This window comes from Stenotrophomonas nitritireducens (genome assembly GCF_050984405.1).
In the GTDB taxonomy this organism is placed as follows: domain Bacteria; phylum Pseudomonadota; class Gammaproteobacteria; order Xanthomonadales; family Xanthomonadaceae; genus Stenotrophomonas; species Stenotrophomonas nitritireducens_B.
This window is the reverse complement of the sequence record NZ_CP158790.1, coordinates 765,377-790,339: the sequence shown is the minus strand read 5'-3', so window position 1 is coordinate 790,339 and position 24,963 is coordinate 765,377. Positions and strand designations below refer to the sequence as shown.

General features: G+C 70.6%; 18 protein-coding genes. 13 read left to right on the top strand and 5 right to left on the bottom strand.

Annotation, left to right across the window (positions count from 1 at the left end; genetic code table 11):
* Positions 1–73: 73 nt before the first annotated feature.
* The 3 genes from ABTV91_RS03260 (at position 74) to ABTV91_RS03250 (ending at position 5,500) form a co-directional block, all read left to right on the top strand.
* Positions 74–3,784 carry an indolepyruvate ferredoxin oxidoreductase family protein gene (locus ABTV91_RS03260; RefSeq protein ID WP_433853201.1) on the top strand — a complete coding sequence of 1,237 codons (3,711 nt, stop codon included), beginning with the start codon at positions 74–76 and terminating at the stop codon, positions 3,782–3,784.
* Positions 3,785–3,919: 135 nt separating this feature from the next.
* A complete protein-coding gene (locus ABTV91_RS03255) occupies positions 3,920–4,177 on the top strand; it encodes a helix-turn-helix domain-containing protein (protein WP_153191580.1) in 258 nt (85 codons plus the stop codon).
* A gap of 3 nt (positions 4,178–4,180) precedes the next feature.
* Complete coding sequence (locus ABTV91_RS03250) at positions 4,181–5,500, top strand: type II toxin-antitoxin system HipA family toxin (RefSeq protein WP_433853200.1); 1,320 nt, start codon at positions 4,181–4,183, stop codon at positions 5,498–5,500.
* 51 nt (positions 5,501–5,551) lie between these two features.
* On the opposite strand, the gene ABTV91_RS03245 is transcribed toward ABTV91_RS03250, so the two are convergent.
* The gene (locus tag ABTV91_RS03245) at positions 5,552–7,444 is read right to left on the bottom strand and encodes a peptidase M61 (protein ID WP_433853199.1); all 1,893 of its coding nucleotides are present in this window, start codon (positions 7,442–7,444) and stop codon (positions 5,552–5,554) included.
* Between the two features lie 40 nt (positions 7,445–7,484).
* Entirely contained in the window at positions 7,485–8,129 is a 645-nt protein-coding gene (locus tag ABTV91_RS03240; RefSeq protein WP_433853198.1) for a DUF938 domain-containing protein, read from the bottom strand.
* 151 nt (positions 8,130–8,280) lie between these two features.
* Here ABTV91_RS03240 and ABTV91_RS03235 point away from each other — a divergent pair, with 151 nt between their 5' ends.
* Complete coding sequence (locus ABTV91_RS03235) at positions 8,281–9,909, top strand: TldD/PmbA family protein (protein ID WP_433853197.1); 1,629 nt, start codon at positions 8,281–8,283, stop codon at positions 9,907–9,909.
* Positions 9,910–10,118: 209 nt separating this feature from the next.
* On the opposite strand, the gene ABTV91_RS03230 is transcribed toward ABTV91_RS03235, so the two are convergent.
* Complete coding sequence (locus tag ABTV91_RS03230) at positions 10,119–10,892, bottom strand: SDR family oxidoreductase (RefSeq protein ID WP_433853196.1); 774 nt, start codon at positions 10,890–10,892, stop codon at positions 10,119–10,121.
* A gap of 103 nt (positions 10,893–10,995) precedes the next feature.
* Here ABTV91_RS03230 and ABTV91_RS03225 point away from each other — a divergent pair, with 103 nt between their 5' ends.
* From ABTV91_RS03225 to ABTV91_RS03185, 9 genes are all read left to right on the top strand, one after another.
* Entirely contained in the window at positions 10,996–11,910 is a 915-nt protein-coding gene (locus tag ABTV91_RS03225; RefSeq protein WP_433853195.1) for a LysR family transcriptional regulator, read from the top strand.
* A gap of 152 nt (positions 11,911–12,062) precedes the next feature.
* Entirely contained in the window at positions 12,063–13,697 is a 1,635-nt protein-coding gene (locus ABTV91_RS03220; RefSeq protein WP_433853194.1) for a TldD/PmbA family protein, read from the top strand.
* Between the two features lie 88 nt (positions 13,698–13,785).
* Positions 13,786–15,120: a TldD/PmbA family protein gene (locus ABTV91_RS03215; RefSeq protein WP_433853193.1), complete on the top strand. Its 1,335-nt coding sequence runs from the start codon at positions 13,786–13,788 to the stop codon at positions 15,118–15,120.
* 268 nt (positions 15,121–15,388) lie between these two features.
* A complete protein-coding gene (locus tag ABTV91_RS03210; protein ID WP_433854110.1) occupies positions 15,389–16,063 on the top strand; it encodes a DUF4159 domain-containing protein in 675 nt (224 codons plus the stop codon).
* Between the two features lie 16 nt (positions 16,064–16,079).
* Positions 16,080–17,069 carry an AAA family ATPase gene (locus tag ABTV91_RS03205; RefSeq protein WP_433853192.1) on the top strand — a complete coding sequence of 330 codons (990 nt, stop codon included), beginning with the start codon at positions 16,080–16,082 and terminating at the stop codon, positions 17,067–17,069.
* Positions 17,070–17,088: 19 nt separating this feature from the next.
* Entirely contained in the window at positions 17,089–17,991 is a 903-nt protein-coding gene (locus tag ABTV91_RS03200; RefSeq protein ID WP_433853191.1) for a DUF58 domain-containing protein, read from the top strand.
* Complete coding sequence (locus ABTV91_RS03195; protein WP_433853190.1) at positions 17,988–19,139, top strand: BatA domain-containing protein; 1,152 nt, start codon at positions 17,988–17,990, stop codon at positions 19,137–19,139. The genes ABTV91_RS03200 and ABTV91_RS03195 overlap by 4 nt, the downstream gene beginning before the upstream one ends.
* Positions 19,136–21,271, top strand: a complete 2,136-nt coding sequence (locus ABTV91_RS03190) for a hypothetical protein (protein ID WP_433853189.1) — start codon at positions 19,136–19,138, stop codon at positions 21,269–21,271. The genes ABTV91_RS03195 and ABTV91_RS03190 overlap by 4 nt, the downstream gene beginning before the upstream one ends.
* Positions 21,268–23,037, top strand: coding sequence for a hypothetical protein (locus tag ABTV91_RS03185; RefSeq protein WP_433853188.1), 1,770 nt, complete (start codon positions 21,268–21,270; stop codon positions 23,035–23,037). The genes ABTV91_RS03190 and ABTV91_RS03185 overlap by 4 nt, the downstream gene beginning before the upstream one ends.
* Here the strand turns inward: ABTV91_RS03185 and ABTV91_RS03180 are convergent.
* Together ABTV91_RS03180 and ABTV91_RS03175 are read right to left on the bottom strand one after the other, a co-directional pair.
* Positions 23,016–23,654 carry a PIN domain-containing protein gene (locus ABTV91_RS03180; RefSeq protein ID WP_433853187.1) on the bottom strand — a complete coding sequence of 213 codons (639 nt, stop codon included), beginning with the start codon at positions 23,652–23,654 and terminating at the stop codon, positions 23,016–23,018. The two genes, ABTV91_RS03185 and ABTV91_RS03180, sit on opposite strands and share 22 nt — an antisense overlap.
* A gap of 129 nt (positions 23,655–23,783) precedes the next feature.
* Positions 23,784–24,950 (bottom strand): alpha/beta hydrolase, encoded by a 1,167-nt coding sequence (locus ABTV91_RS03175; protein ID WP_433853186.1) that lies wholly within the window; start codon positions 24,948–24,950, stop codon positions 23,784–23,786.
* Positions 24,951–24,963 lie beyond the last annotated feature (13 nt).

Below are 24,963 nucleotides of genomic sequence, written 5' to 3'. Positions count from 1 at the left end.
GTTACAATCGCCGGCCGCGTGCGCGCCGCCCTGGCGCGGCCGCGCTGCCAGCCGTTCCTGCAATGGGCCAGCCATGACCAGTACCGCCGAACTCACCTCCCCCGCCTCCGCCAACACGCCGCTGACCGGCGTGCGCGACCGCGACTACACGCTGGAGCACAAGTACACCCGCACCGACGGCCGCATCTACCTGAGCGGCGTGCAGGCGCTGGTGCGGCTGCCGCTGATGCAGCAGCAGCGCGACACGGCGGCCGGGCTGAGCACCGCCGGCTTCGTCAGCGGTTACCGCGGCTCGCCGCTGGGCGGCTTCGACCTGGAGCTGTGGCGCGCGCGCCGGCACCTGGAGGCGGCGAAGGTGAAGTTCGTGCCGGGCCTCAACGAGGACCTGGGCGCGACCATGGTGTGGGGCACGCAGCAGACCAACCTGTTCCCCGGCGCCAACGTCGATGGCGTGTTCGGCATGTGGTACGGCAAGGGCCCGGGCGTGGACCGCTGCGGCGACGTGTTCAAGCACGCCAATGCCGCCGGCACCTCCAGGCACGGCGGCGTGCTGGCGCTGGCCGCCGACGACCATGCCTGCCGCAGCTCCACCCTGCCGCACGGCAGCGAGGACGAATTCGTCAGCGCGATGATGCCGGTATTGAACCCGGCCGGCGTGCAGGACATCCTCGACATGGGCCTGGTCGGCTGGGCGATGAGCCGCTACACCGGCCGCTGGATCGGCTTCAAGACCATCGCCGAGACGGTGGAATCCTCGGCCTCGGTGGACGTGGACCCGTTCGCGCGCCAGATCATCCTGCCGGAGGACTTCGAGATGCCGCCGGCCGGCCTCAACATCCGCTGGCCGGACCCGCCACTGGACCAGGAGATGCGCCTGCACCGCTACGCGGTGAAGGCCGCGCAGGCCTTCGCCCGCGCCAACGGCATCGACAGGGTGGTGATGGATTCGCCGCAGGCGCGGCTGGGCATCGTCACCACCGGCAAGAGCTACCTGGACGTGCTGCAGGCGCTGGAGTACCTGGGCCTGGACGAGAAGGCCTGCGCGCAGATCGGCATCCGCGTCTACAAGGTCGGCATGACCTGGCCGCTGGAGCCGCAGGGCATCGGCGCGTTCGCGCGCGGCCTGGAAGACATCGTCGTGGTGGAGGAGAAGAAGGCCTTCATCGAGCGGCAGATGAAGGAGTACTTCTACAACTGGCCGGCCAGCTGGGGCGCGCGCCCGTCCATCGTCGGCAAGTACGACGAGCAGGGTGAGTGGATCCTGCCGTCCACCGGCGAACTGACGCCGGCCACCATCGCCGGCGTGATCGGCCGCCGCATCCAGCGTTTCTTCAACACCGAATCCATCGAGCAGCGCCTGCGCTGGATGGACGAGAAGGAAGCGGAAATGGCGCTGCCGCGCGCGCAGTTCCCGCGCGTGCCGCACTACTGCTCCGGCTGCCCGCACAACACCTCGACCAACGTGCCGGACGGCTCGCGGGCGATGGCCGGCATCGGCTGCCACTACATGGTGACGTGGATGGACCGCGACACCGACACCTTCACCCACATGGGCGGCGAAGGCGTGACCTGGGCCGGGCAGGCGGCGTTCACCGACACACCGCACGTATTCCAGAACCTGGGCGACGGCACCTATTTCCACAGCGGCTCGCTGGCGATCCGCCAGGCCATCGCCGCCGGCGTCAACATCACCTACAAGGTCCTCTACAACGACGCGGTGGCGATGACCGGCGGCCAGCCGGTGGACGGCACGCTCACCGTGCCGCAGATCGCCCAGCAGATGCGCGCCGAGGGCGTGCACACCATCGTGCTGCTGTCCGACGACATCGAAAAGTGGAAGCTGCGCCGGCACGAGTTCCCGCACGAGGTAGAATTCCACGACCGCGCCGAGCTGGACGCGGTGCAGAAGCACCTGCGCACGGTGAAGGGCACCAGCATCCTGATCTACGAGCAGACCTGCGCCACCGAGAAGCGCCGCCGCCGCAAGCGCGGCAAGCTGGTCGATCCGCCCAAGCGCACCATGATCAACTCGCTGGTCTGCGAAGGCTGCGGCGACTGCGGCGAAAAGAGCTTCTGCGTGTCGGTGCTGCCGAAGGAAACCGAGTTCGGCCGCAAGCGCGACATCGACCAGTCCAACTGCAACAAGGATTTCTCCTGCACGACGGGCTTCTGCCCGAGCTTCGTCACCGTGCACGGCGGCCAGCTGCGCAAGGGCAGGAAGAGCGATGCCGCCAGCCTGCTCGACAACCTGCCCGACCCGGTGTTCCACAGCGACCTGTCGCAGCCCTGGAACATCCTGATCACCGGCGTCGGCGGCACCGGCGTGGTCACCATCGGCGCGCTGCTGGGCATGGCCGGCCACCTGGAGGGCAAGGGCGCCACGGTGCTCGACCAGACCGGCCTGGCGCAGAAGGGCGGCGCGGTCACCACCCACATCCGCATCGCCAACACCCCGGCCGACATCCACGCCGTGCGCATCGCCGCCGGCGAGGCCGACCTGGTGCTGGGCTGCGACATGGTGGTGGTCAACGACTACTGGGCGCTGTCCAAGGTGCGCGGCGAGCGTTCGCAGGTGGTGCTCAACACCTACGAGGCGATGCCCGGCACCTTCACCACCCACCCGGACATGCAGTTCCCGGCCGCCGACATCATCGCCGGGGTCAAGGTGGCGCTGGGCGGGCGCGACCCGATCCTGCTCGACGCCACCCAGCTGGCCACCGCCCTGCTCGGCGATGCCATCGCCTCCAACCTGTTCATCCTCGGCTTCGCCTGGCAGCAGGGGCTGGTGCCGCTGTCGCTGGAAGCGCTGATGCGCGCCATCGAGCTCAACGGCGCCGCCATCGAGATGAACCAGCGCGCCTTCGCCTGGGGCCGCCTGGCCGCGATCGACCCGCAGGCGGTGCAGCAGGCCGCCGGCCTGGTGCGCAACGCGCCCACCGAGGCCGAGCGCACCCCCGGCCCGCTGCGCGAACTGCCGCCGGGCGAATGGGAAGGCAGCGAGGCCGGCGCGCCGTCGGCGCCGCGCAACCCCGGCAACGAACCGGAAGTGCGCGGCCTGCCGTCCAACGACCCGCAGCCGGGCGACGTCACCTTCCCGACCCTGGACGACGCGCGCCTGTCGCGCTCGCTGGACGAACTGATCGCCCGCCGCAGCGGCTTCCTCATCGACTATCAGGACGCCGCCTACGCCACCCGCTACCGCCAGCTGGTCGACGCGGTGCGCAAGGCCGAACAGCGCGTGGCGCCGGGCAGCACCGCGCTGACCGAGGCGGTGGCGCGCTATTTCTTCAAGCTGATGGCCTACAAGGACGAGTACGAGGTGGCCCGCCTGTACACCAGCGGCGACTTCCTCAAGCGCGTGCAGCAGCAGTTCGAAGGCGACTACCAGGTGCGTTTCCACCTGGCGCCGCCGCTGTTCGCCAAGCGTGACGAACAGGGCCGACTGCAGAAGAAGGAATACGGGCCGTGGATGTTCAAGGCCTTCGGCCTGCTGGCCAGGCTCAAGGGCCTGCGCGGCAGCCGCTTCGACCCCTTCGGCTATACCGCCGAGCGCCGCGGCGAACGCCAGCTGATCGCCGATTACGAGAAGACCCTGCAGGAACTGCTGGGCACGCTCGACGCCGGCCGGCTGGCGCTGGCGGTGGAGATCGCCAGCATTCCCGAGCACATCCGCGGCTACGGCCACGTCAAGGAAGCGCACCTGCACGAGGCCAAGGCCCGCGAAGCGGCGCTGCTGGCGACTTGGCGCAATCCGAAGGCGCTGCATATCGTGCAGGCGGCGTAGTCCCAGCAGGCAATCCGTACATCGCATGCAGGACATGCAATGTATGGGTTGCATTCGGGAAATGAAACCTATGCCTTGCATTTTGCATATGCAAGGCATAAGTTGCCTCGGCACCTCGTGCTTCGGGCGCCCGCCATGACAAACAAACGCCACACCCTCCGCACCGCCCACCAGTTGGGCCCCTTGATGCGGGCATTCCGCAGGCAGGCCGGGCTCAGCCAGGCCCAGCTGGGCGAACGCCTCGGCATCTCCCGGCAAGCCATCACCGCGCTGGAGCGCGAGCCCGAGGCGGCCACCTTCGAGCGGCTGATGCGGGTATGGGCCGAACTCGGCTTGGAGGTTTCCCTGCAACCACGCGGCCAGGAAACGCCCGATACCGGCCTGGAGTGGTGAGCCATGGGCGAGTTGCGGGTATGGATGAACGGCCTGGAAGTCGCCTCGTGGCAGGAGGGCGCGCGCACCGGGCCACGGCTGACCTATCTCCCCACGTGGCTGGACTCCGAACTGCCGCGTCCGTTGTCGCTGTCGTTGCCGCTGCTGCCGGACGGTGAAAGCCACCGCGGCCCGGTGGTCACGGATTACTTCGACAACCTGCTGCCGGACAACGGCGTCATCCGCAATCGCATCCGCGACCGCTTCGGCATCCGCTCATCCGGCACGTTCGACCTGCTGCAGGAAATCGGCCGCGACTGCGTCGGCGCCGTACAGCTGCTTCCTCCCGGCATGGTGTCGGAAGACATCCACCGCATCGATTGCACGCCGTTGAGCGATGCCCAGGTGGCGGGCCGTCTGCAGGCGGTCACCAGCGCCGCGCTGCCGGGCCGGCATGTGGATGACGAGTTCCGCATCTCCATTGCCGGCGCGCAGGAAAAGACCGCCTTCCTGCGCCATGACGACCGCTGGTGCGTTCCCACCGGCAGCACGCCCAGCACGCATATCTTCAAACTGCCGCTGGGGCTGGTAGGGAACATGCGCGCCGACATGCAGCTGTCGGTGGAGAACGAATGGCTGTGCATGCAGCTGCTGGCCGCGTTCGGCATCCCCGTCGCCGCTACCTCGATCGGCCAGTTCGGCGATCAGCGCGCCTTGATCGTGGAGCGCTTCGACCGCCGGCTTGCCCGCAACGGCCGCGGGTGGCTGCGGCTGCCGCAGGAGGACATGTGCCAGGCGTTCGGCCTGCCCTCCTCGCGCAAGTACGAAAGCGACGGCGGCCCGGGCATCGTGCAGATCATGGAACTGCTGCGCCAATCGGAGCAGCCGCAGGACCGTGCCACCTTCTTCAAGACCCAGCTGCTGTTCTGGATGCTGGCCGCCACCGACGGGCACGCCAAGAACTTCAGCCTGCACATCGAAGCGGCGGGGCGCTTCCGGCTGACGCCGGTCTACGACGTGATCTCGGCATATCCGATCCTAGGGAACGGGCCGAATCACGTCTCCCCGCACAAGGCGGCACTGGCAATGGCGGTGAGCGGCCGGAACCGGCATCGCCAGCTCCTGCATATCCGTCGCAGGCACTGGAACGAAACCGCACGCGCCTGCGGCGTTGCCGAAGGCGCCGAACCGTGGATCGTTGAACTGCTGGAACGCGTCGAGCCGGCCATCCGGACGGTGCAGGCAACACTGCCGCCCGACTTCCCGGATCGTGTCGCCACCCCGGTCTTCGAGGGCCTGCGGCAAGCCGCGGCGCGCCTGGCACAGATGACGCCGGACGCCTGACGGCGGCCCGGAGCGCTTCGATCCACACGAAGCGCATGCGGGCCAATGACCTCAACGCCGCGGCGCAAGAATCTCCGTCAACAGATCCTTGCGGCCGGCGATGCGGCGCAGGTGCGGGTAGCGCAGGCCGTCGCGGTAGTCGATGCGCACGGTGCGGAAGCTGTCGGCCTGGCGCACGATCAGCTCGACCGGCGTGCCGCCCTTGGCGTCGCTCACCGCCTGCTTCAGGCGCGCCCCGCTGTAGGCCAGCCCGTTGACCGCCACCACGGTGACGTCCTTCGCCAGCCCGGCCTTGAACGCCGGGCCGTCCCAGCCCACCCACTGCAGCACGCCGTCGCTGCCGGCCTTCAGGCCCAGCGAATACTGCAGGTCGGTCACGCCATCGGCCTCGCCGTCGGCGACCACCAGGTTCGGCGCTTCGCCGTAGTACAGCTCCCAGCCCGCGGCTTCCAGGCCGTCCGGCGCGCTGCCATCGCGCGCGTCCAGGCGCTGGCCGATGAAGGCGTCCCAGCCGCCGGGCTGCACCGCCTCCAGCGCCTGCATCACGTCGGCGCGGTCGTACAGGCGGATCTCGCCCTGCGCGCCGCCCTGGTGGAAGCGGCGCGCGAAGTCGTCCAGCGCCACCTTGCCCTTGGACAACGTGCGCAACCGCGCATCCACGCCCAGCCACAGCAGGGTGCTCTCGTTGTAGAACTCGAAGGCGCGCTGCCAGTCGGCCCAGGCCTGCGGTCTGGAATTGAAGTCGAGGATGCCCTGGTGCACGGTGTCGTGCAGGTCGCGCCACTGCCGCCCCGGCTGGGTGGCGTAGTTGGCCTGCAGCTGGGCCAGCATCGCCATGGCGTAGTCCCGTTTCCAGAGGCCCGAGCGCGTGGCCAGCATCACCGCCCAGTACTGGGTCTGGCCCTCGTACATCCACAGCTCGTCGTTGTGCATCGGCGCGTTGTAGTGCGGCACCCAGGTCGGGCGTGGGCGCCACGCCTTGCCGATCCACGCATGGGCGTATTCGTGCGGCAGCAGGTCGTTGTCGGCGTAGGGACGCTCGCCGCGCAGGTAGCCGTCGTGCATGCCGTTCTCGCTGGACTGCGCGTGCTCCAGGCCGATGCCGCTGAACACGTCCGAGACCGCCAGCAGGAAGTCGTAGCGGGTATACGGGCGCGGCCCGAACACCTTGTCGGCCTCGTGCACCAGCGCGCGGTGCGCGTCCAGCACCTTCGGGTCGGCCTGCAATGCCTGCGGGTTCTCGGCCACCACGTCCAGCCATACCGGCTGCGCGGCCTTGTCGTCCAGGGCGAAGCGCCGGAACCAGCGCCCGGCATAGACCGGCGAATCGATCAGCGTCATCAGCGGCACCGGCGCGTAGTGCTCGGTGGCGCCGTCGCGCCGGGCCAGGTCCAGCGCCGTGCCGCTCTGCCAGCCTTCGGGCAGGCGCAGCGCTGGCTTGACCTGGATGCCGCGCGCGTCGAAGCCGGCCGGGTACAGCACCACGCGGTGCCATTGCAGGTCGAGCAGGTTGGGCGTCATCGCCACCCGGCCCTGGTCGGCGGCGGTGGGCGAGAGGTACTGGAACTCGATGTCCAGCGTGTCCACGCCCGCGGGCACCTGCAGCCGGAAGGCGTACATGTCGCCGGAATCGCGGGTCCAGGGCAGCGGCTGGCCGTTGCCGTGGATCACCAGCCCGGCGATCTGGTTGATCGGCCCGGTCGGCGCATGGTTGCCGGGAATCCACTGCGGGTACCACAGGGTCAGCGGGCCGGGTGACACCGGAATGCGTTCGCGCACGCGCTGGATGCGGCGCTCGATGTCGCTGGCGTCCACCTCCAGCTCGATCACGCCCGGATAGCGCGCCTGCACCTGCGTCGCCGCCTGCCGCGCACCGCCGTCCTGCGCCTGCGCGCCGGCCAGCGGCGCCAGGCCCAGCATCATCGCCAACAACCAGTCGCGCACCTGCATCCGTCCACCTGCCCCGTGTTGAAGTTTCCGCATCCTAGCCGGTCCGCGCCGGCGTCCGCCGCCAGACCAGAGTGCGGTTGTTGGCCGGCATCGCCGCGTCCTCGCGCAGTTCCATCCCCTGCGCGCGGGCCAGGGCGTCCACCGCCTCGAAATCGCGGATGCCCGAGCGCGGGTCGCGCGCCTTCAGCCAGCCGTCGAAGGCGCGGTTGCTGTCGCTGCTGAAATTATCGCCATAGTTGAACGGCCCATAGGCGATGAACAGCGCGCCCGGCGCCATCAGCGACGGCAGCCCGGCGAACAGCGCCTGCACCGCATCCCAGCCCATGATGTGCAGGGTGTTGGCGGTGAACACCGCATCGAAGCCGGCCACGCCGTCGACGACCGGCAGCGGCGGCGCGGGCCGCAGCCCGGCGCCCACCACCGCCTGCAGTTCCAGCGGCGCCGGCGTGTTGGGCAGCGCGGCCTCGTCCAGCCATTGGCCGATGCCGCACAGGTGGTCGCGGTGGTCGCTGGCCTGCCAACGCAGCCACGGCATCGCCGCGGCGAAGTGCACCGCGTGCTGGCCGGTGCCGCTGCCGATCTCCAGCACGCTGCGGGCATCGCCCAGGTGGCGCCGCAGCACCGCCAGGATCGGTTCGCGGTTGCGGTCGCAGGATTCGGCGTGGGGCTTGGCGGTCATCGCGGCGGGGCGTCTCCTGTGGTCCGGGCGATTGTGCCGGAGCGCATGCGCGCGCCACGCATGACCATGGTCACTTGTGCCGGCACCGCGCCGCGGCCGAGATTCGGGGGTCCCGCGCGATGCCCGCATCGCCACGCCCATGGAGTTCCGCATGCAACGCCGCCAGTTCCTCGCGCTTTCCGGCCTCGGCCTCGCCGGCATGATGCTGCCCAATGCCCGCCTGATCGCCGCCGAGGAACTGCTGGCGCCGGCCGACGTGACGCGCAAGAAGGTGCTGGCAGACACCGTGCTGGCGCTGGCGCGGAAAGGCGGCGCCAGCTACTGCGACGTACGCATCGGCCGCTACCTCAACCAGGCCATCATCACCCGCGAGGACAAGGTCCAGAACGTCACCAACAGCGAGTCGGCCGGCGTCGGCATCCGTGTGATCGTCGATGGCGCCTGGGGCTTCGCCGCCAGCAACCAGTCCACCGACCAGGGCGTGGCCACCGCGGTGGCGCAGGCGCTGGCCATCGCCCGCGCGAACGCCAAGGCCCAGACCCGGCCGGTGCAGCTGGCGCCCACGCCCGGCGTGGGCGAGGTGCGCTGGCAGACGCCGATCCGCCGCAACGCGATGGCGGTGCCGGTCAAGGACAAGGTGGACCTGCTGCTGTCGATCAATGCCGCCGCGCTCAATGCCGGCGCCAGCTTCATCAACTCGCAGCTGTTCCTGGTCAACGAGCAGAAGTACTTCGCCTCCAGCGACGGTTCGTGGATCGACCAGGACGTGCACCGCATCTGGCTGCCGTTCACCGCCACCGCCATCGACAAGGCCAGCGGCAGGTTCCGTACCCGCAACGGGCTGTCGGCGCCGGCCGGCATGGGCTGGGAGTTCCTCGATGGCGACGCCGCGGGCAAGTACCACCTGCCCGGCGGGGTGATCGGCTACGGCCATTCCTACGATCCGGTGGAGGACGCCATCGCCGCGGCGAAGCAGGCGCAGGAAAAACTGAAGGCGCCGTCGGTCAAACCAGGCAAGTACGACCTGGTGCTGGACCCGTCCAACCTGTTCCTGACCATCCACGAGAACGTCGGCCACCCGCTGGAGCTGGACCGCGTGCTCGGCTACGAGGCGAACTACGCCGGCACCAGCTTCGCCACGCTGGACAAGCGCGAGGCCGGCTTCCGCTGGGGCAGCGACATCGTCAACTTCACCGCCGACAAGACCGAGCCCTACAGCCTGGGCGCGGTGGGCTACGACGACGAGGGCGTCAAGACGAAACGCTGGGACCTGGTGAAGGACGGCATCCTGGTCAATTACCAGGCCACCCGCGACGAGGTGCATATCCTTGGCGAGAACGCCTCGCACGGCTGCAGCTATGCCGATTCGTGGAAGAGCGTGCAGTTCCAGCGCATGGCCAACGTGTCGCTGGCGCCGGGCAAGGTGCCGCTGACGCCGGCGCAGATGGTCAAGGACGTGGAGAACGGCATCTACATCCACGGCCGCGGTTCGTACTCCATCGACCAGCAGCGCTACAACGCGCAGTTCGGCGGCCAGCTCTGCTACCAGATCAAAAATGGCGAGATCACCGGCATGGTCGAGGACGCCGCCTACCAGATCCGCACGCCGGAGTTCTGGAACGCCTGCTCGGCCATCTGCGACGAGCGCGACTTCCGCCTGGGCGGCTCGTTCTTCGACGGCAAGGGCCAGCCGGGCCAGGTTTCGGCGGTGTCGCACGGCTCGGCGACGACGCGCTTCGACGGGGTGAACATCATCAACACGGCGCGCAGCCTGGGGTAATGCACCAAGCCCCTCTCCCGCCGGGAGAGGGGTTGGGGTGAGGGTGCGGGCGACGCCGTGCTGCCGGGGACTGCAGGCAATGGCGATGAAGGCATCGGCGGATGCTCAACCATATCGCAGCCTGTTCGTCGCGGTTGATACCCGCGCCCGTCCCTACCCTCATCCGCCCCTTCGGGGCACCTTCTCCCGGCGGGAGAAGGGCGGCTACCTCAGCGCGTCGTATAGCCGCCGTTGACCAGGATGGTCTGCCCGGTCATCCACCAGCCCTCGGACACCAGGAAGCGGATCCACGGCACGATGTCCTCGATGTCGGTCAGGCCGGTGCGCGAGAACGGCGACAGCGCCGCGGCGGTCTTGTGGTAGGCCACCGCGTCGGCACCCTCGGCCGGATAGAAGAATGGCGTATCCATCGGTCCCGGACCGATCGCGGTCACCGAGATGCCGCGGTCGCCGAACTCCTTGGCGGCCGCGCGCGTGTAGTGCTCCACCGGCGCCTTGGTGCCGGCATAGCTGGAATAGAACGGGGTGAACGCGCCCAACAGCGAGGTCACCAGCGTGCAGACCTTGCCGTTGTCGGCGAGGTGGCGGCCGGCTTCCTTCAGGAAGAAGAACGCGACCTTGTTGTTCACCGCGTCCATCTCGTCGAACTCGGCTTCGCTGACCTCGGCCATCGGCTTCTTCAGCACCTTGCCGACGGTGTTGACCGCGATGTCGATGCGGCCCAGCGCCTGGCGGGCGTCGGCGAACAGCTTCTCCACCGCCCCGGCGCGGGTCAGGTCGGCCTGGAACAGGTGCGCGTTGCTGCCGGCGGCGCGCACCGCGGCGGCGGTCGCCTCGGCCTGGCCGCGGGCGGCGATGCCGTTGTAGTGGATGGCGATGCCGCTGGCGCCGTGGGCGGCGAGGTCGTGGGCGAGCAGGCCGCCCAGGTTCTTGGCGCCGCCGGCGATGAGCACGGTCTTGCCCTGGATGCGATGGTCGGTCATGGCGAACTCCTCTGGCTGGAATGCTTGCAGAGGCTATCGGCTTGGATTTCCGGATAAAGCCAGCCATCCTGACTTCACTTGTCGGATTTCCCGGACAATCGCCATGGACCGCATCGAGCTGTGCCGCATCTTCGTCCGCGTGGTGGACTGCGCCGGCTTCACCCGCGCCGCCGACCAGCTGAACCTGCCGCGTTCCACCGTCTCCGAGGCGGTGCGCACGCTGGAACAACGGCTGGGCACGCGCCTGCTCCACCGCACCACCCGCCAGGTCACGCCAACCCAGGACGGGCTGCTGTTCCATGCCCGCTGCCAGCAGCTGATCGCCGACATGGACGAAGCCGAGCAGCTGTTCCGGCAGTCGCCCCACGCGCTGAGCGGACGCCTGCGGGTGGACCTGCCGGGCCGCATCGGCCGGCTGATCGTGGCGCCGGCGCTGCCGCGCTTCCTCGACGCGCACCCCGGGATCGACATCGAGCTGGGCATGACCGACCGCGCCGTGGACCTGGTCGAGGACGGCGTGGACTGCGCGCTGCGGGTGGGCCCGCTGCAGGATTCGCGGCTGGTGGCGCGCGGCCTCGGCCAGCTGCCGCTGCTCAACGTGGCCAGCGCCGGCTACCTGGCCGTGCACGGCACGCCCACCCACCCCCGCGACCTGGCGGACCATTGGGGCGTGCGCTACGCCTCGCCCGGCAACGGCCGGGTCGAACCCTGGGAATGGCGCGAGGACGGCGTGCTGCACGAGCAGCCGCTGCGCGGACGCGTCACCGTCAACAGCGCCGAGGCCTACATCGCCTGCTGCATCGCCGGCATGGGCCTGATCCAGATCCCCGCCTACGACGTGCGCCGCGAACTGGCCGACGGCACCCTGGTCGAGGTGATGCCCGGCCATCGCGCCGATCCGATGCCGATGCACCTGCTGTATCCGCACCGTCGGCACCCGTCGCAGCGGCTGCAGGCGTTCGTGGCGTGGCTGCAGGAGGTGCTGGACGAAGCGCTGCGCCAGCGCACGCGCCGGTGAGGAAAGCGGGCGCCGGCGCTGGTTCCTATGTCTAAAGTCACTACCGCTGCAAACGCCTCCCCGCAAGAATCGAACGGTTCGCGGAGCACCGCGAAGCCACCGTCGTTCGTTGCCGTAACGCCCGCCGCGCGGGCCGTCCCTGGAGAGCAGCCTTGCAAAGACGTGACTTCCTCGCCCTGACCGGGCTCACCGCCGGCGGCCTGATGGTGCCGTCGTTCTTCGGCAAGGCCATCGCCGCCGAACAACTGCTCACCGCGATCGACCCGGCGCTGAAGAAGCGCCTGGCCGACGATGCGATGAACGCCGCGCGCGCCGCCGGCGCCAGCTACTGCGACGTGCGCATCGGCCGCTACCTGCGCCAGTTCGTGATCACCCGCGAGGACAAGGTGCAGAACGTGGTCAACACCGAGTCCACCGGTGCCGGCATCCGCGTGATCGCCGGCGGCGCCTGGGGCTTTGCCGCGACCAACGACCTGAGCCCGGCCGGCGTGGTCAAGGCCGCGCGGCAGGCCGCCGCCATCGCCAAGGCCAACGCCAAGGTGCAGACCGCGCCGGTGCAGCTGGCCAAGGCGCCGGGCTTCGGCGAAGTCAGCTGGCGCACCCCCATCAAGAAGAACGCGATGGAAGTGCCGATCAAGGACAAGGCCGACCTGCTGCTGGGCGTGAACGCCGCCGCGCTCGGCGCCGGCGCCAGCTTCGTCAACTCGATGCTGTTCCTGGTCAACGAGCAGAAGTATTTCGCCTCCACCGACGGCTCCTACATCGACCAGGACGTGCACCGCATCTGGGCGCCGATGACGGTGACCGCCATCGACAAGGCCAGCGGCAAGTTCCGCACGCGCGACGGCCTGTCCTCGCCGATGGGCCTGGGCTTCGAATACCTGGACGGCGCCGCCTCCGGCAAGACCGTGCTGCCCAACGGCGTGACCGTGTACGGCCAGTCCTACGACATGCGCGAGGACGCCATCGCCGCCGCCCGGGACGCGCAGGCAAAGCTCAAGGCGCCGTCGGTGAAGCCGGGCAAGTACGACCTGGTGCTGGACCCGTCGCACACCTGGCTGACCATCCACGAATCGGTCGGCCACCCGCTGGAGCTGGACCGCGTGCTCGGCTACGAGGCCAACTACGCCGGCACCAGCTTCGCCACGCTGGACAAGCGCGAGCAGCATTTCCAGTACGGCAGCGACAAGGTCAACATCTTCGCCGACAAGGTCCAGCCGGGCAGCCTCGGCGCGGTCGGCTACGACGACGAAGGCGTCAAGACCAAGCAGTGGGACCTGATCAAGGACGGCAAGCTGGTCGATTACCAGGCCATCCGCGACCAGGCCCACATCCTCGGCAAGACCGAATCCGACGGCTGCTGCTATGCCGACTCGTGGTCGAGCGTGCAGTTCCAGCGCATGGCCAACGTGTCGATGGCGCCGGGCAGGAGCCCGCTGAGCGTGGCCGACCTGATCAAGGACGTGGAGAACGGCATCTACATCATCGGCGACGGTTCGTTCTCGATCGACCAGCAGCGCTACAACGCGCAGTTCGGCGGCCAGCTGTTCTACGAGATCAAGGACGGCAAGATCACCCGCATGCTCGAGGACGTGGCCTACCAGATCCGCACGCCGGAATTCTGGAACGCCTGCAGCGCCGTGGCCGACGAACGCGACTACCGCCTGGGCGGCTCGTTCTTCGACGGCAAGGGCCAGCCGGGCCAGGTCTCGGCGGTGTCGCACGGCTCGTCCACGGCCCGTTTCGACGGCATCAACGTCATCAACACCGCGCGCAGCCTTGGCTGACATCTGTAGAGCCGGGCCTGCCCGGCTGCTGCGGATCGCCCCCTTATAGAAAAAGCAGCGGAGCACGCTCCGCTCCACGGAGAATCACATGAGCATTTTCACCGAACAGGAAGCCAAGGCCATCCTGGACAAGGTCATCGCGCTGTCCAAGGCCGACGAATGCACGGCGACGCTGGCCGGCTCCGTCGAAGGCAACATCCGCTTCGCGCTGAACAACGTCTCCACCAGCGGCATGGTCAACAACGCCGAACTGGCGGTGCAGGTCGCCTTCGGCAAGCGCGTGGGCACCGCCTCGATCAACGAGTTCGACGACGCCTCGCTGGAACGCGTGGTGCGCCGCGCCGAGGACCTGGCGCGACTGGCGCCGGAGAACCCGGAGTTCATGCCCATCATCGGCAAGCAGGACTACAAGCCGAGCCCGACCTTCAGCGAATCCACCGCCGCCATCGATCCGGACTTCCGCGCCAAGGTCGCCGCCGACTCCATCGCGCCGTGCCGCGGCCACGGCCTGATCGCCGCCGGCTTCCTCGAGGACGGCAACGGCTTCGTCGCCATCGCCAACAGCAAGGGCAACTTCGGCTACCAGAAGAGCACCAGCTTCAACTACACCTGCACCGTGCGCACCGAGGACGGCCGCGGCTCGGGCTGGGTCGGGCGCAACCTCAAGGACGCGGCCGACTTCCACGCCGGGCAGGAGATCGAGATCGCCAAGCGCAAGGCGATCGAGTCGGCCGAGGCCAAGGCGCTGGAGCCGGGCAAGTACACGGTGATCCTGGAACCGGCCGCCGCCGCCGGCCTGATCAGCTTCATGATGAATTTCTTCGACGCGCGTTCGGCCGACGAAGGCCGCAGCTTCCTGTCCAAGAAGGGCGGCGGCAACAAGCTCGGCGAGCAGGTCTACGACCCGCAGGTGAACATGTTCGCCGACCCGTGGCACCCGGAGGCGCCGGTACTGCCGTGGGACGGCGAGGGCATGCCGCGCGAGCGCATGGCCATCATCGAGAACGGCAAGGTGATGAACCTGAACTACTCGCGCTACTGGGCGCAGAAGCAGGGCAAGACCGCCAACGCGCGGCCGGGCAACCTGCTGATGAGCGGCGGCAGCAAGTCCATCGCCGAACTGGTCAAGGGCACGCAGAAGGGCATCCTGCTCACCCGCACCTGGTACATCCGCATGGTCGATCCGCAGACCGTGCTGCTGACCGGCCTGACCCGCGACGGCACCTTCTACATCGAGAACGGCCAGATCAAGCACCCGGTGAAGAACTTCCGCTTCAACGAATCGCCGGTGATCATGCTCAACAACATCGACGAACTGGGCAAGCCGGTGCGCGTGGCCGGCGACGAATCCAGCTTCGTGATGATGATTCCGCCGATGAAGCTGCGCGATTTCACCTTCACCTCGCTCTCCGACGCGGTGTGACTTTGCCTTCCCCTTCTCCCGTCGGGAGACAGCCTGGCAGGATTGCCAGGCTGCACGGCGAAGCCGCCCGCAGGGTGAGGCACAGGGATGTGCCGAATGCAGATGCCCCGAAGGGCGGATGAGGGTAGGGGCCAAGCCTCGTGTAACCAGACATTGAGAGGGCTTTGCCCCGACCCTCTCCCCAACCCCTCTCCCGGTGGGAGAGGGGCTTCGAGATTTCCCACCTTTGTCCCAGCCCCGGCTAACGCGCGTGCAATTCCTCCACCTGCTGCTCGGCGGCGCGGTGGCGGCCGCGTTGCCTGGGCGCGCGCGCGCGCAGGCCAGCCGCTACGACTTCTGGTTCACCCGCCTCAAGTACGACTCCGGCGACTGGGACGTGGACGCGCGCATGCCGTCCAACCTGATCACCTCGCTGATCGACTACACCACGCTGCGCGTCGATCCGAAGGAACACGTCGTCGCCCTGTCCGACCCGAAGATGCTGCGCGCGCCGTTCTGCTACCTGGCCGGGCACAAGCTGGTGGAGTTCAACCCCGACGAACGCCGCAACTTCGAGCGCTACGTGCGAAACGGCGGCTTCGTGCTGGTGGACGACTGCAACCACGACATCGACGGCCTGTTCGCCACCTCGTTCGAGGCGCAGATGCGCGCCATCTTCGGCGCCAATGCGCTGAAGAAGCTGCCCAACACGCATGCGCTCTACAACAGCTTCTTCAGGTTTCCCGAGGGCCCGCCGGCGACCACGTTCGAACTGAACGGCTGGGGCGACGACCTGGTGCACGACTACCTGAAGGGCATCGAGATCGACGGCCGCCTGGGCGTGCTCTACAGCAACAAGGACTACGGCTGCGAATGGGATTACGACTGGCGCAACAAACGCTTCCTGGCCGAGGACAACACGAAGTTCGGCGTGAACATCGTGATGTACGCACTGACGCATTGACTCCACTGGTGACCGCATGAACAGCCCCGCCCACGACCTCGACTCCCTGCTGCCCCGCCTGGGCGAACTGCGCGGCGCGCTGGCGCAGGCGGTGGTCGGCCAGCAGGACGTGGTCGAACAACTGCTGATCGGCCTGCTCGCCGGCGGCCACTGCCTGCTCGAAGGCGCGCCCGGCCTGGGCAAGACCCTGCTGGTACGCTCGCTCGGGCAGGCGCTGGAACTGCAGTTCCGGCGCGTGCAGTTCACGCCCGACCTGATGCCCAGCGACATCCTCGGCACCGAGCTGCTGGAGGAAGACCACGGCACCGGCAAGCGCGCGTTCCGTTTCCAGCAGGGCCCGGTGTTCACCAACCTGCTGCTGGCCGACGAACTCAACCGCACCCCGCCCAAGACCCAGGCCGCGCTGCTGGAGGCGATGCAGGAGCGTACCGTCAGCTACGCGGGCACCACCTACACGCTGCCCGCGCCGTTCTTCGTGCTGGCCACGCAGAACCCGATCGAGCAGGCCGGCACCTACCCGCTGCCGGAGGCGCAGCTGGACCGCTTCCTGCTGCACGTGCGCGTGGACTACCCCAGCGAGGCCGAGGAGCGCGACATCCTGGCCCAGACCACCGGCAGCAGCGGCGGCGCGGTGCCGAAGGTGATGGACGCCGACGCGGTGAAGGCGCTGCAGGCCGCGGTGCGCGAGGTGCACGTCGGCGCCGACCTGCTGACCTGGATCACCCGGCTGGTGCGCGCCAGCCGCCCCGGCGACGGCGCGCCGGCCGAAGTGAACAACTGGATCAAGTGGGGCGCCGGCCCGCGCGCCGGGCAGTCGCTGGTGCTGGCGTCGAAGGCGCGCGCCCTGCTGCACGGCCGCTTCGCCGCGACCCGCGAGGACGTGCAGGCGCTGGCCGCGCCGGTGATGCGCCACCGCCTGCTGCTGTCCTTCGCCGCCGAGGCCGAGCAGAAGAGCGCCGACGACGTGATCGCCGCGCTGCTGCGCGCGGTGCCGTACCCGGCCTGAGCCACGCCCCGCGTTCGCCTTGGCCGCCACCGCGCCACCGCTGATTCCCGCCGACGTGCGCAGCCGCCTGCGCGGCCTGCGGCTGTTGCCGCAACGCGCCAGCGGCAGCCGCGGCAGCGGCATGCACGCCAGCCGCAGCCGCGGCGCCGGGCTGGAGTTCGCGCAGTACCGCGCCTACGAGCCCGGCGATGAACTGCGCCAGATCGACTGGAAACTCTACGCGCGCTCGGACCGCTTCTTCGTGCGCGAATCCGAACGCGAAAGCCCGCTCACGGTGTGGCTGCTGCTCGATACCACCGCGTCGATGGCGCAGGCCGACCAGGCGCGGCGCGACTGGACCCGCCTGGACGCGGCCTGCGCGCTCGCCGCCTGCGTCACCGAACTGGCGCTGCAGCAGGGCGATGCCTTCGGCCTGGTCGCCATCGGCGGCGAGGGCCTGCGCCTGGTGCCGGCCGGCCACGGCCTGCGCCAGCGCGACCGCCTGCACCTGCAGCTGCACGCGCTGCGCGCGCAGGGCCGGTGGCCGGCGCAGGAACGGCTGGCGCCGGTGTGGGAACGCATCGCCGCCCACGACCTGGTGGTGATGATCGGCGACGGCTTCGACGAGGCGGCGATTGAACTGGCCGAGCGCCTGGCCAGGGCCGGCCGCGATGTCGTGCACCTGCAGCTGCTGACCGCCGAGGAACGCGACTTCCCGTTCCGCGACGGCCACCGCTTCCGCGACCCGGAAACCGGCGAGGAGCTGCTCAGCGACGGCGCGACGGTACGCGCCGATTACCTGGCGCGCTTCGCCGAGGCGCGGCGCACGCTGGACGCGCGCCTGCAGGCCGCCGGCATCCGCCATGACACCGGCTTCCTCGACGAAGCCATCGACGCGCCGCTGCAGCGCCTGGCCGGTCGCCGCGGAGGCCGCGGCGCATGAGCCTGGTGTGGCTGTTTCCGGCGGGCCTGGCCGCACTGGCGGCGCTGCTGCTGCCGCTGCTGATCCACCTGGCGCGGCGCGACGAGCAGCGGCTGATCGACTTCGCCGCGCTGCGCTGGCTGTCGGCCAGACCGCGCCCGCGCCGGCGCATCCGCTTCGACGACTGGCCGCTGCTGCTGGTGCGGCTGCTGCTGCTCGCGCTGCTGGCGGTGCTGCTGGCGCGGCCGGCGCTGGAAGGGGTGGAAGACGATGCGCCGCGCGTCGCCGTGGCGCCCGGCGTGGACATCGCCGCCGCGCGCGGCGCGGTCGGGGCCGCCGAAGCACGGTGGCTGTGGCTGGCGCCGGGTTTTCCGGCGCTCGATGCGCCCACGGCACCCTCGCCCTCGCAGCCGCTCGCCAGCCTGCTGCGCGAACTGGATGCGACGTTGCCGCCCAAGGCGCCGCTCACCGTGGTCGTACCGTCAGTACTGGACGGGCTGGACGCGCAGCGGCCGCGGTTGTCGCGCGCGGTGCGCTGGCAGGTGGTCGAGAGCGCGCCATCGGCCTCGACTGCCGTCGCCGTGGCGGCACCGCGCCTGCATATCCGCCATGACGACGCTGGCAGCGCCGCCTTGACGTGGCTGCGTGCCGTCGCCCGGGCATGGAACCGTGACACGCCGGCGGACATCGCCCGCGACGATCAGCCCTTCACCGACGGCGAAGGCGTGCGCGTCTGGCTGTCGGCCACACCGGTTCCCGACGCCCTGCAGGCATGGGCGCGCGCGGGCGGCCGCTTGCTGGTCGATGCGCGCACGCCGGTGCCGGACAACACGCAGCGCCTGCCGCTGTGGCGCGACGACAGCGGCGCGCCGGTGATCGAGCAGGTGGATGGCGCCCACGCGCATTGGCTGCGCTGGGCCGCGCCGCTGCAACCGGCAACGATGCCGGCGCTGCTGGAGGCCGGCTTCCCGCAGCGCCTGCGCGACCTGCTGCAGGCCCCACCGGTCCCTAAGCGGGCACCGGCGGCGGCAATGCCGCCGGACAGCGGCGCCGGCGCATGGCCGCAGCCGGCCTACGAACCGGTGCCGTGGCTGGTGGCCGCCATCGCCCTGCTGTTCCTGCTGGAACGCTGGATGGCCAGCGCGCGCCGGCGCCGGGGGCAGGCATGAGCCCGCTGGCCCTGCTGCGCGGCGCACGGCGCCGGGTGCTGCTGATCGCGCTGGCCGGCGGCGTGCCGCTGGCGCTGGCGCTCGGCCTGCTGATGGTGCGCGTGGCCGGTTTCGACACCGGCAGCGTGGCGCTCACGCTCGCCCTGCTCGCCGTCGCCGCGTTCGCCACCTGGCGCGCGCGGCGGCTGGATGCGCGCTGGCTGGTCGCGCGCCTGGACGCGCAGCCGCGGTTCGAGGACAGCGCCGACCTGCTGTTCGCCGCGCCGCAAACGCTGAACCCGCTGCAGCAGCGCCAGCGCGCGCGCATCGAACAGCGCCTGCGCGCGACGCCGCCCGACCTGCGCCCGCGCTGGCCATGGCCGCGCCTGTTGGCCTGCGTCGCCGTCGCGCTGCTGGTCGTCGCGGCCTCCGTGCTGTGGCCGCGCGGTACGCCGGGCGCGCCGGCCGGCAGCCACGGCGGCAACCCGGCAGCCGTCGCTTCGACTGCACCGCCGGCGCTGCGCGGCACGCGACTGGAAGTGACGCCGCCGGCCTACACCGGCCAGGCGGCCAGCGCCGGCGAAAAGCTCGATGCGCGCGCCCTGCAGGGCAGCCGCCTGCACTGGCAGCTGCGCTTCGCGCCGCAGCCGCAGCGCGCGTGGCTGCAGTTCCACGACGGTCGCCGCCTGCCGCTGCAGCGCGACGGCGAGCGCTGGCAGGCCAGCGAAACCCTGCAGCGTTCCGGCCTCTACCGCATCGTCGCCGAACCCGCGCTGGTCGAGCCCGGGCGTGCGTGGCGGCTGGAAGTGGTGCCCGACCGTCCGCCGCAGGTGAAGGTGATCGAACCGGCGCAGACGCTCACCCAGGCCGCGCCGCACCAGCGCCGCTGGCCGCTGCGCTTCGAGGCCAGCGACGATTTCGGCGTCGCCGCCGGCGCGGTGCTGGAACTCACCACCGCCAAGGGCAGCGGCGAGAACATCGACTTCCAGCAGCGCCGCGTCGCACTGTCCGGCAGCGGCACCGCCACCGCGCGCCGCTTCGCCTACGACGTCGACCTGGCGGCGCTGGGCGTCGGCCCCGGCGACGAAGTGGTCGCGCGCCTGGGCGTGCGCGACAACCGCGCGCCGCAGCCGCAGGAAGCGCGCAGCCCCAGCCTGATCCTGCGCCTGCCCAGCGAGCAGGAGGTGCAGACCAGCGACCTGGAAGGCGCGATCAAGAAGGTGATGCCGGCCTACTTCCGCAGCCAGCGGCAGATCATCCTCGACGCCGAGACGCTGCTGAAACAGCGCGGCACGCTCGACGCCGACACCTTCACCCGCCGCTCGGACGCCATCGGCGTGGACCAGCGCATCCTGCGCCTGCGCTACGGCCAGTTCCTCGGCGAGGAGGCCGAAGGCGGCGCCAAACCGCCGCCGACCGGCGACCATGCGCCCACCGCCGACGCAGCAACCAGCGAGCACGCGCACGACGACGGCCACGACCACGCCGACACCAGCGACGGCAGCGCGCCCGCTTTCGGCAGCGCCACCGACGTGCTCGCCGAGTACGGCCACACCCACGACCACGCCGAGGCCGCCACCCTGCTCGATCCGCAGACCCGCGCCATCCTCAAGGCCGCGCTCGACCAGATGTGGCAGTCCGAAGGCGAGCTGCGCCAGGGCCATCCCGACAAGGCGCTGCCCTATGCCTACAAGGCGCTGGGCTTCATCAAGCAGGTGCAGCAGGCCGAACGCATCTACCTGGCGCGGGTCGGCCCCGAGCTGCCGCCGATCGACATGGCGCGACGCATGGGCGGCAAGCGCGAGGGCCTGGGCAACCGCGGCCTGCGGCTGCCGCCGCGCGACCGCGGCGATGCCACGCCGGCCGACGCCTGGCGGGCGCTGGCGACGGCGGACGCGGCGGTCGACCTGGACGCGCTGTCGCGCTGGCTCGATGCGCATCCGCAGGCCGTGCCCGACCCGCTCGACATCGCCGCCGCCATCGACGAACTGCGCCAGCAACCCGATTGCCGCACCTGCCGGCAGCGCCTGCGCGACCAGCTGTGGCCGGCGCTGCCGCGCGCGCCCGGCCCGCCGGCGCGGCGCGACGCCGCCGACGCCATGGGCCGCCGTTATCTGGATGCCCTGGCCACGCCGCAGGAGGCCGCACGATGATCTTCTGGCTGCCCCTCGCGCTCATCGCCGCGGCCGTGCTGCTCGCCAGCCTGCGCCTGTGCCTGCCGCCACGGCCACCGCTGGCGCGCCTGGGTCTGCTGCTGGCGCTGCAGCTTGCGGCGGCGCTGCTGCTCGGGTTGACCCTGTTCCCGCCACTGCACGCCGTGCCCGCCGGCACGCTGCTGGTCGCCAGCGCCGGCACCACCGCCGCGGACCTGGCAGCCGTGCCGGCCGCCGTGCGGCTGCGCCTGCCGGAAGCGTCGGCACTGGCAGGCGTGGCGCGCGTGCCCGACCTGGCCACCGCCCTGCGCCAGCACCCAGGCGCAAGCGACCTCGTCGTCGTCGGCCAGGGCCTGCCGGCGCGCGACCGCGACACCGCGCTGCCACCGCTGCGCTTCCAGGCCGCCGCCGCGCCACGCGGACTGGTCGAACTGCAGGCGCCGCCGCCGCTGGCCGCCGGCGCGCGCTTCGAGGTCGGCACCCGCGTGCAGGGCCTGCCGCAGGTGCGGGTGGAACTGCTCGACCCGGCCGGACATCGTGTCGCCATCGCCGCGCCCGGTGCGGACGGCCGCGTGCGCCTGGCTGCCAGCGCGCGCGATGCCGGCGATGTCGAGTTCGCCCTGCGTGCGCTCGACGGCGACGGCAAGGTGCTCGACCAGCTGCCGGTGCCGGTGCGCGTGCGGGCCGTGCCGGCGCCGGCGCTGCACCTGCTCGCCGGCGCGCCCGGGCCGGAACTGAAATACCTGCAGCGCTGGGCCGCCGATACCGGCGCCAGCCTGCAGACCGGCATCAGCGTCGGCGGTGGCGTGCAACTGGGCGATGCGCCACAGGCCATCGACGCCGCCAGCCTCGCCCGGCTCGACCTGCTGCTGCTCGACGAACGCCGCCTGGCCGCGCTGTCCTCGGCGCAGCGCGCGGCCATCGCCGCGGCCATGCGCGAGGGCCTGGGCGTGCTGGTGCGCCTGGGCGGCGCGCTCGACGGCAACGCCCGCCGCGCCCTGCGCGACTGGGGGCTGGACGTGCGCGGCGGCGAACAGACGGCCACGGTGAAGCTGCGCGATGCCGATGCCGATGCCGATGCCGCCGGCGACGAGGGCAACGCGCCGGCGACACTGGACATCGAACGCTTCGACCTGGCGTTCGCCGACACCGGCGTGGTGCCGCTGCTGCACGCCGCCGACGGCAGCGCGATCGGCGGCTGGCGCGCCGTCGGCCGCGGGCGCATCGGCGTGCTGCCGGTCGTCGACAGCTACACCCTGGTGCTCGCCGGCCATGCCGGCGCCCATGCCGAGCTGTGGAACCATGTGCTGGCGACGCTGGCGCGGCCGCTGCCGGCATCGCCGCTGGCCGCGCTGCCCGCCTGGACCTGGGCCGGCGAACGCGCCGCGCTGTGCGGGCTGCCCGACGGCACCCGGATCGAAGCGCCCGACGGCAGCACCACGCTGCTGCTGGCCGATCCGCGCGCCGGCAACTGCAGCGGCTGGTGGCCGCGACAGGCCGGCTGGCACCACGTCGTCGCCGGCGATACCCGCGCCGGCGTGCGGGTCATCGACCCGGCCGACGCCCGCGCCCTGCACGCGCAGGCCACGCGCGAGGCCACCCTGGCCCTGCGCGGCGGCACCGGGAATGCCGCAACCACGACACTGCCGGTGCCCCGCCCGCGCTGGCCGTGGCTGCTGGGCTTCGTGCTGGTGGCGAGCTTGCTGTGGTGGCTGGAACGGCGGCCACGGCCGTCAGGCGGCGCTCATGCCCCGGGCAGTGCATAGGAAACGGCGGCTCCCGATACCTTCACGCAGCCCCGTTCGCGCAGCACGGCGATGAGCCGCTGGACCTCGGCCCGCGGCAGCTTCTTGCCGAACATGGAATCCAGCGCGCTTTCCAGGGTTTTCACCCGCGCCGGCCGGGTCATGGCCGCAAGCCGTTGCAGGACAAGCTGCAGCCGCGCTTCCTGCTCCAGCGGTGGCGCGGCCGGCGCGAAGCACGGCATCCGCGTAATGGCGGTAGAGCGGCACGCAAGTATCCGGTTGTCCTTGAGGTGCTGGATCAGCGGGTCGAAGCCGGTGTCGCCGGAGATGACATGGAAGAACCCCCGGGGATCGGCCTCCGCCAGGCGCCCCATATACCAGGCGATATGGAAGTCGGCCGCATTCGGGCCGTTGCCGGCAATCTTCACGTACTCGGCATGTCGCCCCATCCGCTGCAATGCCGCAGCCACCTGGAACGATATCTTCGCCTGGCTGGCGCCGACGAACACGATTACGCGGAAGTCCGGCCGCTCCAGCTGCTCCAGCGATTCCGGCTGCACGTTCTCGTAATCGATCAGCACATAGTTGATGCGTGCGGTCGAAGCCGATGCTTCGCCAGCACTTGCCTGCAGATCCATCGCATCCCTGTTCGCGACCGCCGACAGGCACAGCTTATACGCCTCGATGGACCTTGCTGCCAGGCGGGTGCCTTGAAGCAACGGCGCCCGCGCCCGGAGCGGGCACGGGCGTCGCCGCTATCACGCGGCTCAGCGCGCCGGCGCGTTCACTTCGTGTGGCTTGCTGCCCTGCTCGGCATCCATGCGGTTGCGCTCCTCGTGCAGAGTCTGCACCTGCTCCTTGCTCAGGCCGTCGTGCAGGGTGTCGCGCAGGCCGGTCAGCCAGGGAATGCGCTGGCGGTCGGGCAGCTGCCGCACCCACATGCGCAGGTCGTAGCGCTGTTCCGGCGTCATCTGCCAGTACGCGGCGGCCGTGGGTACCGGCGGTACCTCCAGCTGCGGCATCAGCATGAACGACACCGCGCGGCTGATCGCCGTGGGGATGACGGTGCCGTGGTCCTCGCCGGCGATCTCGTCGAAACGCGCGTCCACCGCGGTGCGCTCGGTCAGCGCGGCCGCCAGCGCGCGGCTGCTGTCCACCTGCGCGCGTTCCTTCTGCAGCAGCGCCAGCTTGGCGACATTGGGCCGCGAGTGCGCCAGCGGCGACAGCGCCTGCTCGTACTCGCCCGCGGTCAGCAGCAGCCGCAGCGGCGACGCCTGCGAGGGGCGCGCGGCCAGGGTGTCGGCCAGCTGCCGGGCGATGTCGGCGCGGTCGAACCAGATCGATGGGCTGGCGGCGACACGCACGGCGAAGGCATCGGGCCTGCGCAACATCGAATGCAGCACGAACAGGCCGCCGAAGGAATGCCCGAACAGCGCCTGGCGCGCCGAGTCGACCGGCGCCAGCGCGGCGATGCGCGGCTTGAGCGTGTCCTCGATGAAATCGAGGAAAGCGTCGGCACCGCCGGACGCGGCGGTGATGCGCGGGTTGCCGCTGCCCGGCGGGGTCAGGTCCAGGGTGCGCGCCGTGCCGACGTCCACGCCGTCGGGATAGCCGATGCCCACCACCACGGTCGCCAGATCGCGCGGCACGTCGGGGCGGCGCTCCATGGCGCGCACGGTTTCCAGGGCGGTGAGGAACATGGCGTTGCCGTCCAGCACGTAGAACGCGCCGTAGCCGGAGGGCGGCGCCGGCTTGTCCGGCACCGAGACGAAGATGCGGTAGACGCGCCCGTCGGCGGCCTCCAGATCGAACTGCTGCGCGCCCTTGACCTGCAGCGGCGCGGCGGCCGGTGCGGCAGGGTGGCCCAGCGCGGCCGTCGCCATCGCCGGCGCCAGGCCGAGGCCCAGCGCCAGCATCACGGTTGCTGCTTTCATCATTGCGTTGTCT

Coding starts and splice junctions, on each gene's coding strand:
- ABTV91_RS03175 (WP_433853186.1), bottom strand. CDS start 24,950: ATGAAAGCAGCAACCGTGATGCTGGCGCTGGGCCTCGGCCTGGCGCCG.
- ABTV91_RS03180 (WP_433853187.1), bottom strand. CDS start 23,654: ATGGATCTGCAGGCAAGTGCTGGCGAAGCATCGGCTTCGACCGCACGC.
- ABTV91_RS03215 (WP_433853193.1), top strand. CDS start 13,786: ATGAGCATTTTCACCGAACAGGAAGCCAAGGCCATCCTGGACAAGGTC.
- ABTV91_RS03190 (WP_433853189.1), top strand. CDS start 19,136: ATGAGCCCGCTGGCCCTGCTGCGCGGCGCACGGCGCCGGGTGCTGCTG.
- ABTV91_RS03250 (WP_433853200.1), top strand. CDS start 4,181: ATGGGCGAGTTGCGGGTATGGATGAACGGCCTGGAAGTCGCCTCGTGG.
- ABTV91_RS03230 (WP_433853196.1), bottom strand. CDS start 10,892: ATGACCGACCATCGCATCCAGGGCAAGACCGTGCTCATCGCCGGCGGC.
- ABTV91_RS03185 (WP_433853188.1), top strand. CDS start 21,268: ATGATCTTCTGGCTGCCCCTCGCGCTCATCGCCGCGGCCGTGCTGCTC.
- ABTV91_RS03255 (WP_153191580.1), top strand. CDS start 3,920: ATGACAAACAAACGCCACACCCTCCGCACCGCCCACCAGTTGGGCCCC.
- ABTV91_RS03260 (WP_433853201.1), top strand. CDS start 74: ATGACCAGTACCGCCGAACTCACCTCCCCCGCCTCCGCCAACACGCCG.
- ABTV91_RS03225 (WP_433853195.1), top strand. CDS start 10,996: ATGGACCGCATCGAGCTGTGCCGCATCTTCGTCCGCGTGGTGGACTGC.
- ABTV91_RS03205 (WP_433853192.1), top strand. CDS start 16,080: ATGAACAGCCCCGCCCACGACCTCGACTCCCTGCTGCCCCGCCTGGGC.
- ABTV91_RS03240 (WP_433853198.1), bottom strand. CDS start 8,129: ATGACCGCCAAGCCCCACGCCGAATCCTGCGACCGCAACCGCGAACCG.
- ABTV91_RS03235 (WP_433853197.1), top strand. CDS start 8,281: ATGCAACGCCGCCAGTTCCTCGCGCTTTCCGGCCTCGGCCTCGCCGGC.
- ABTV91_RS03195 (WP_433853190.1), top strand. CDS start 17,988: ATGAGCCTGGTGTGGCTGTTTCCGGCGGGCCTGGCCGCACTGGCGGCG.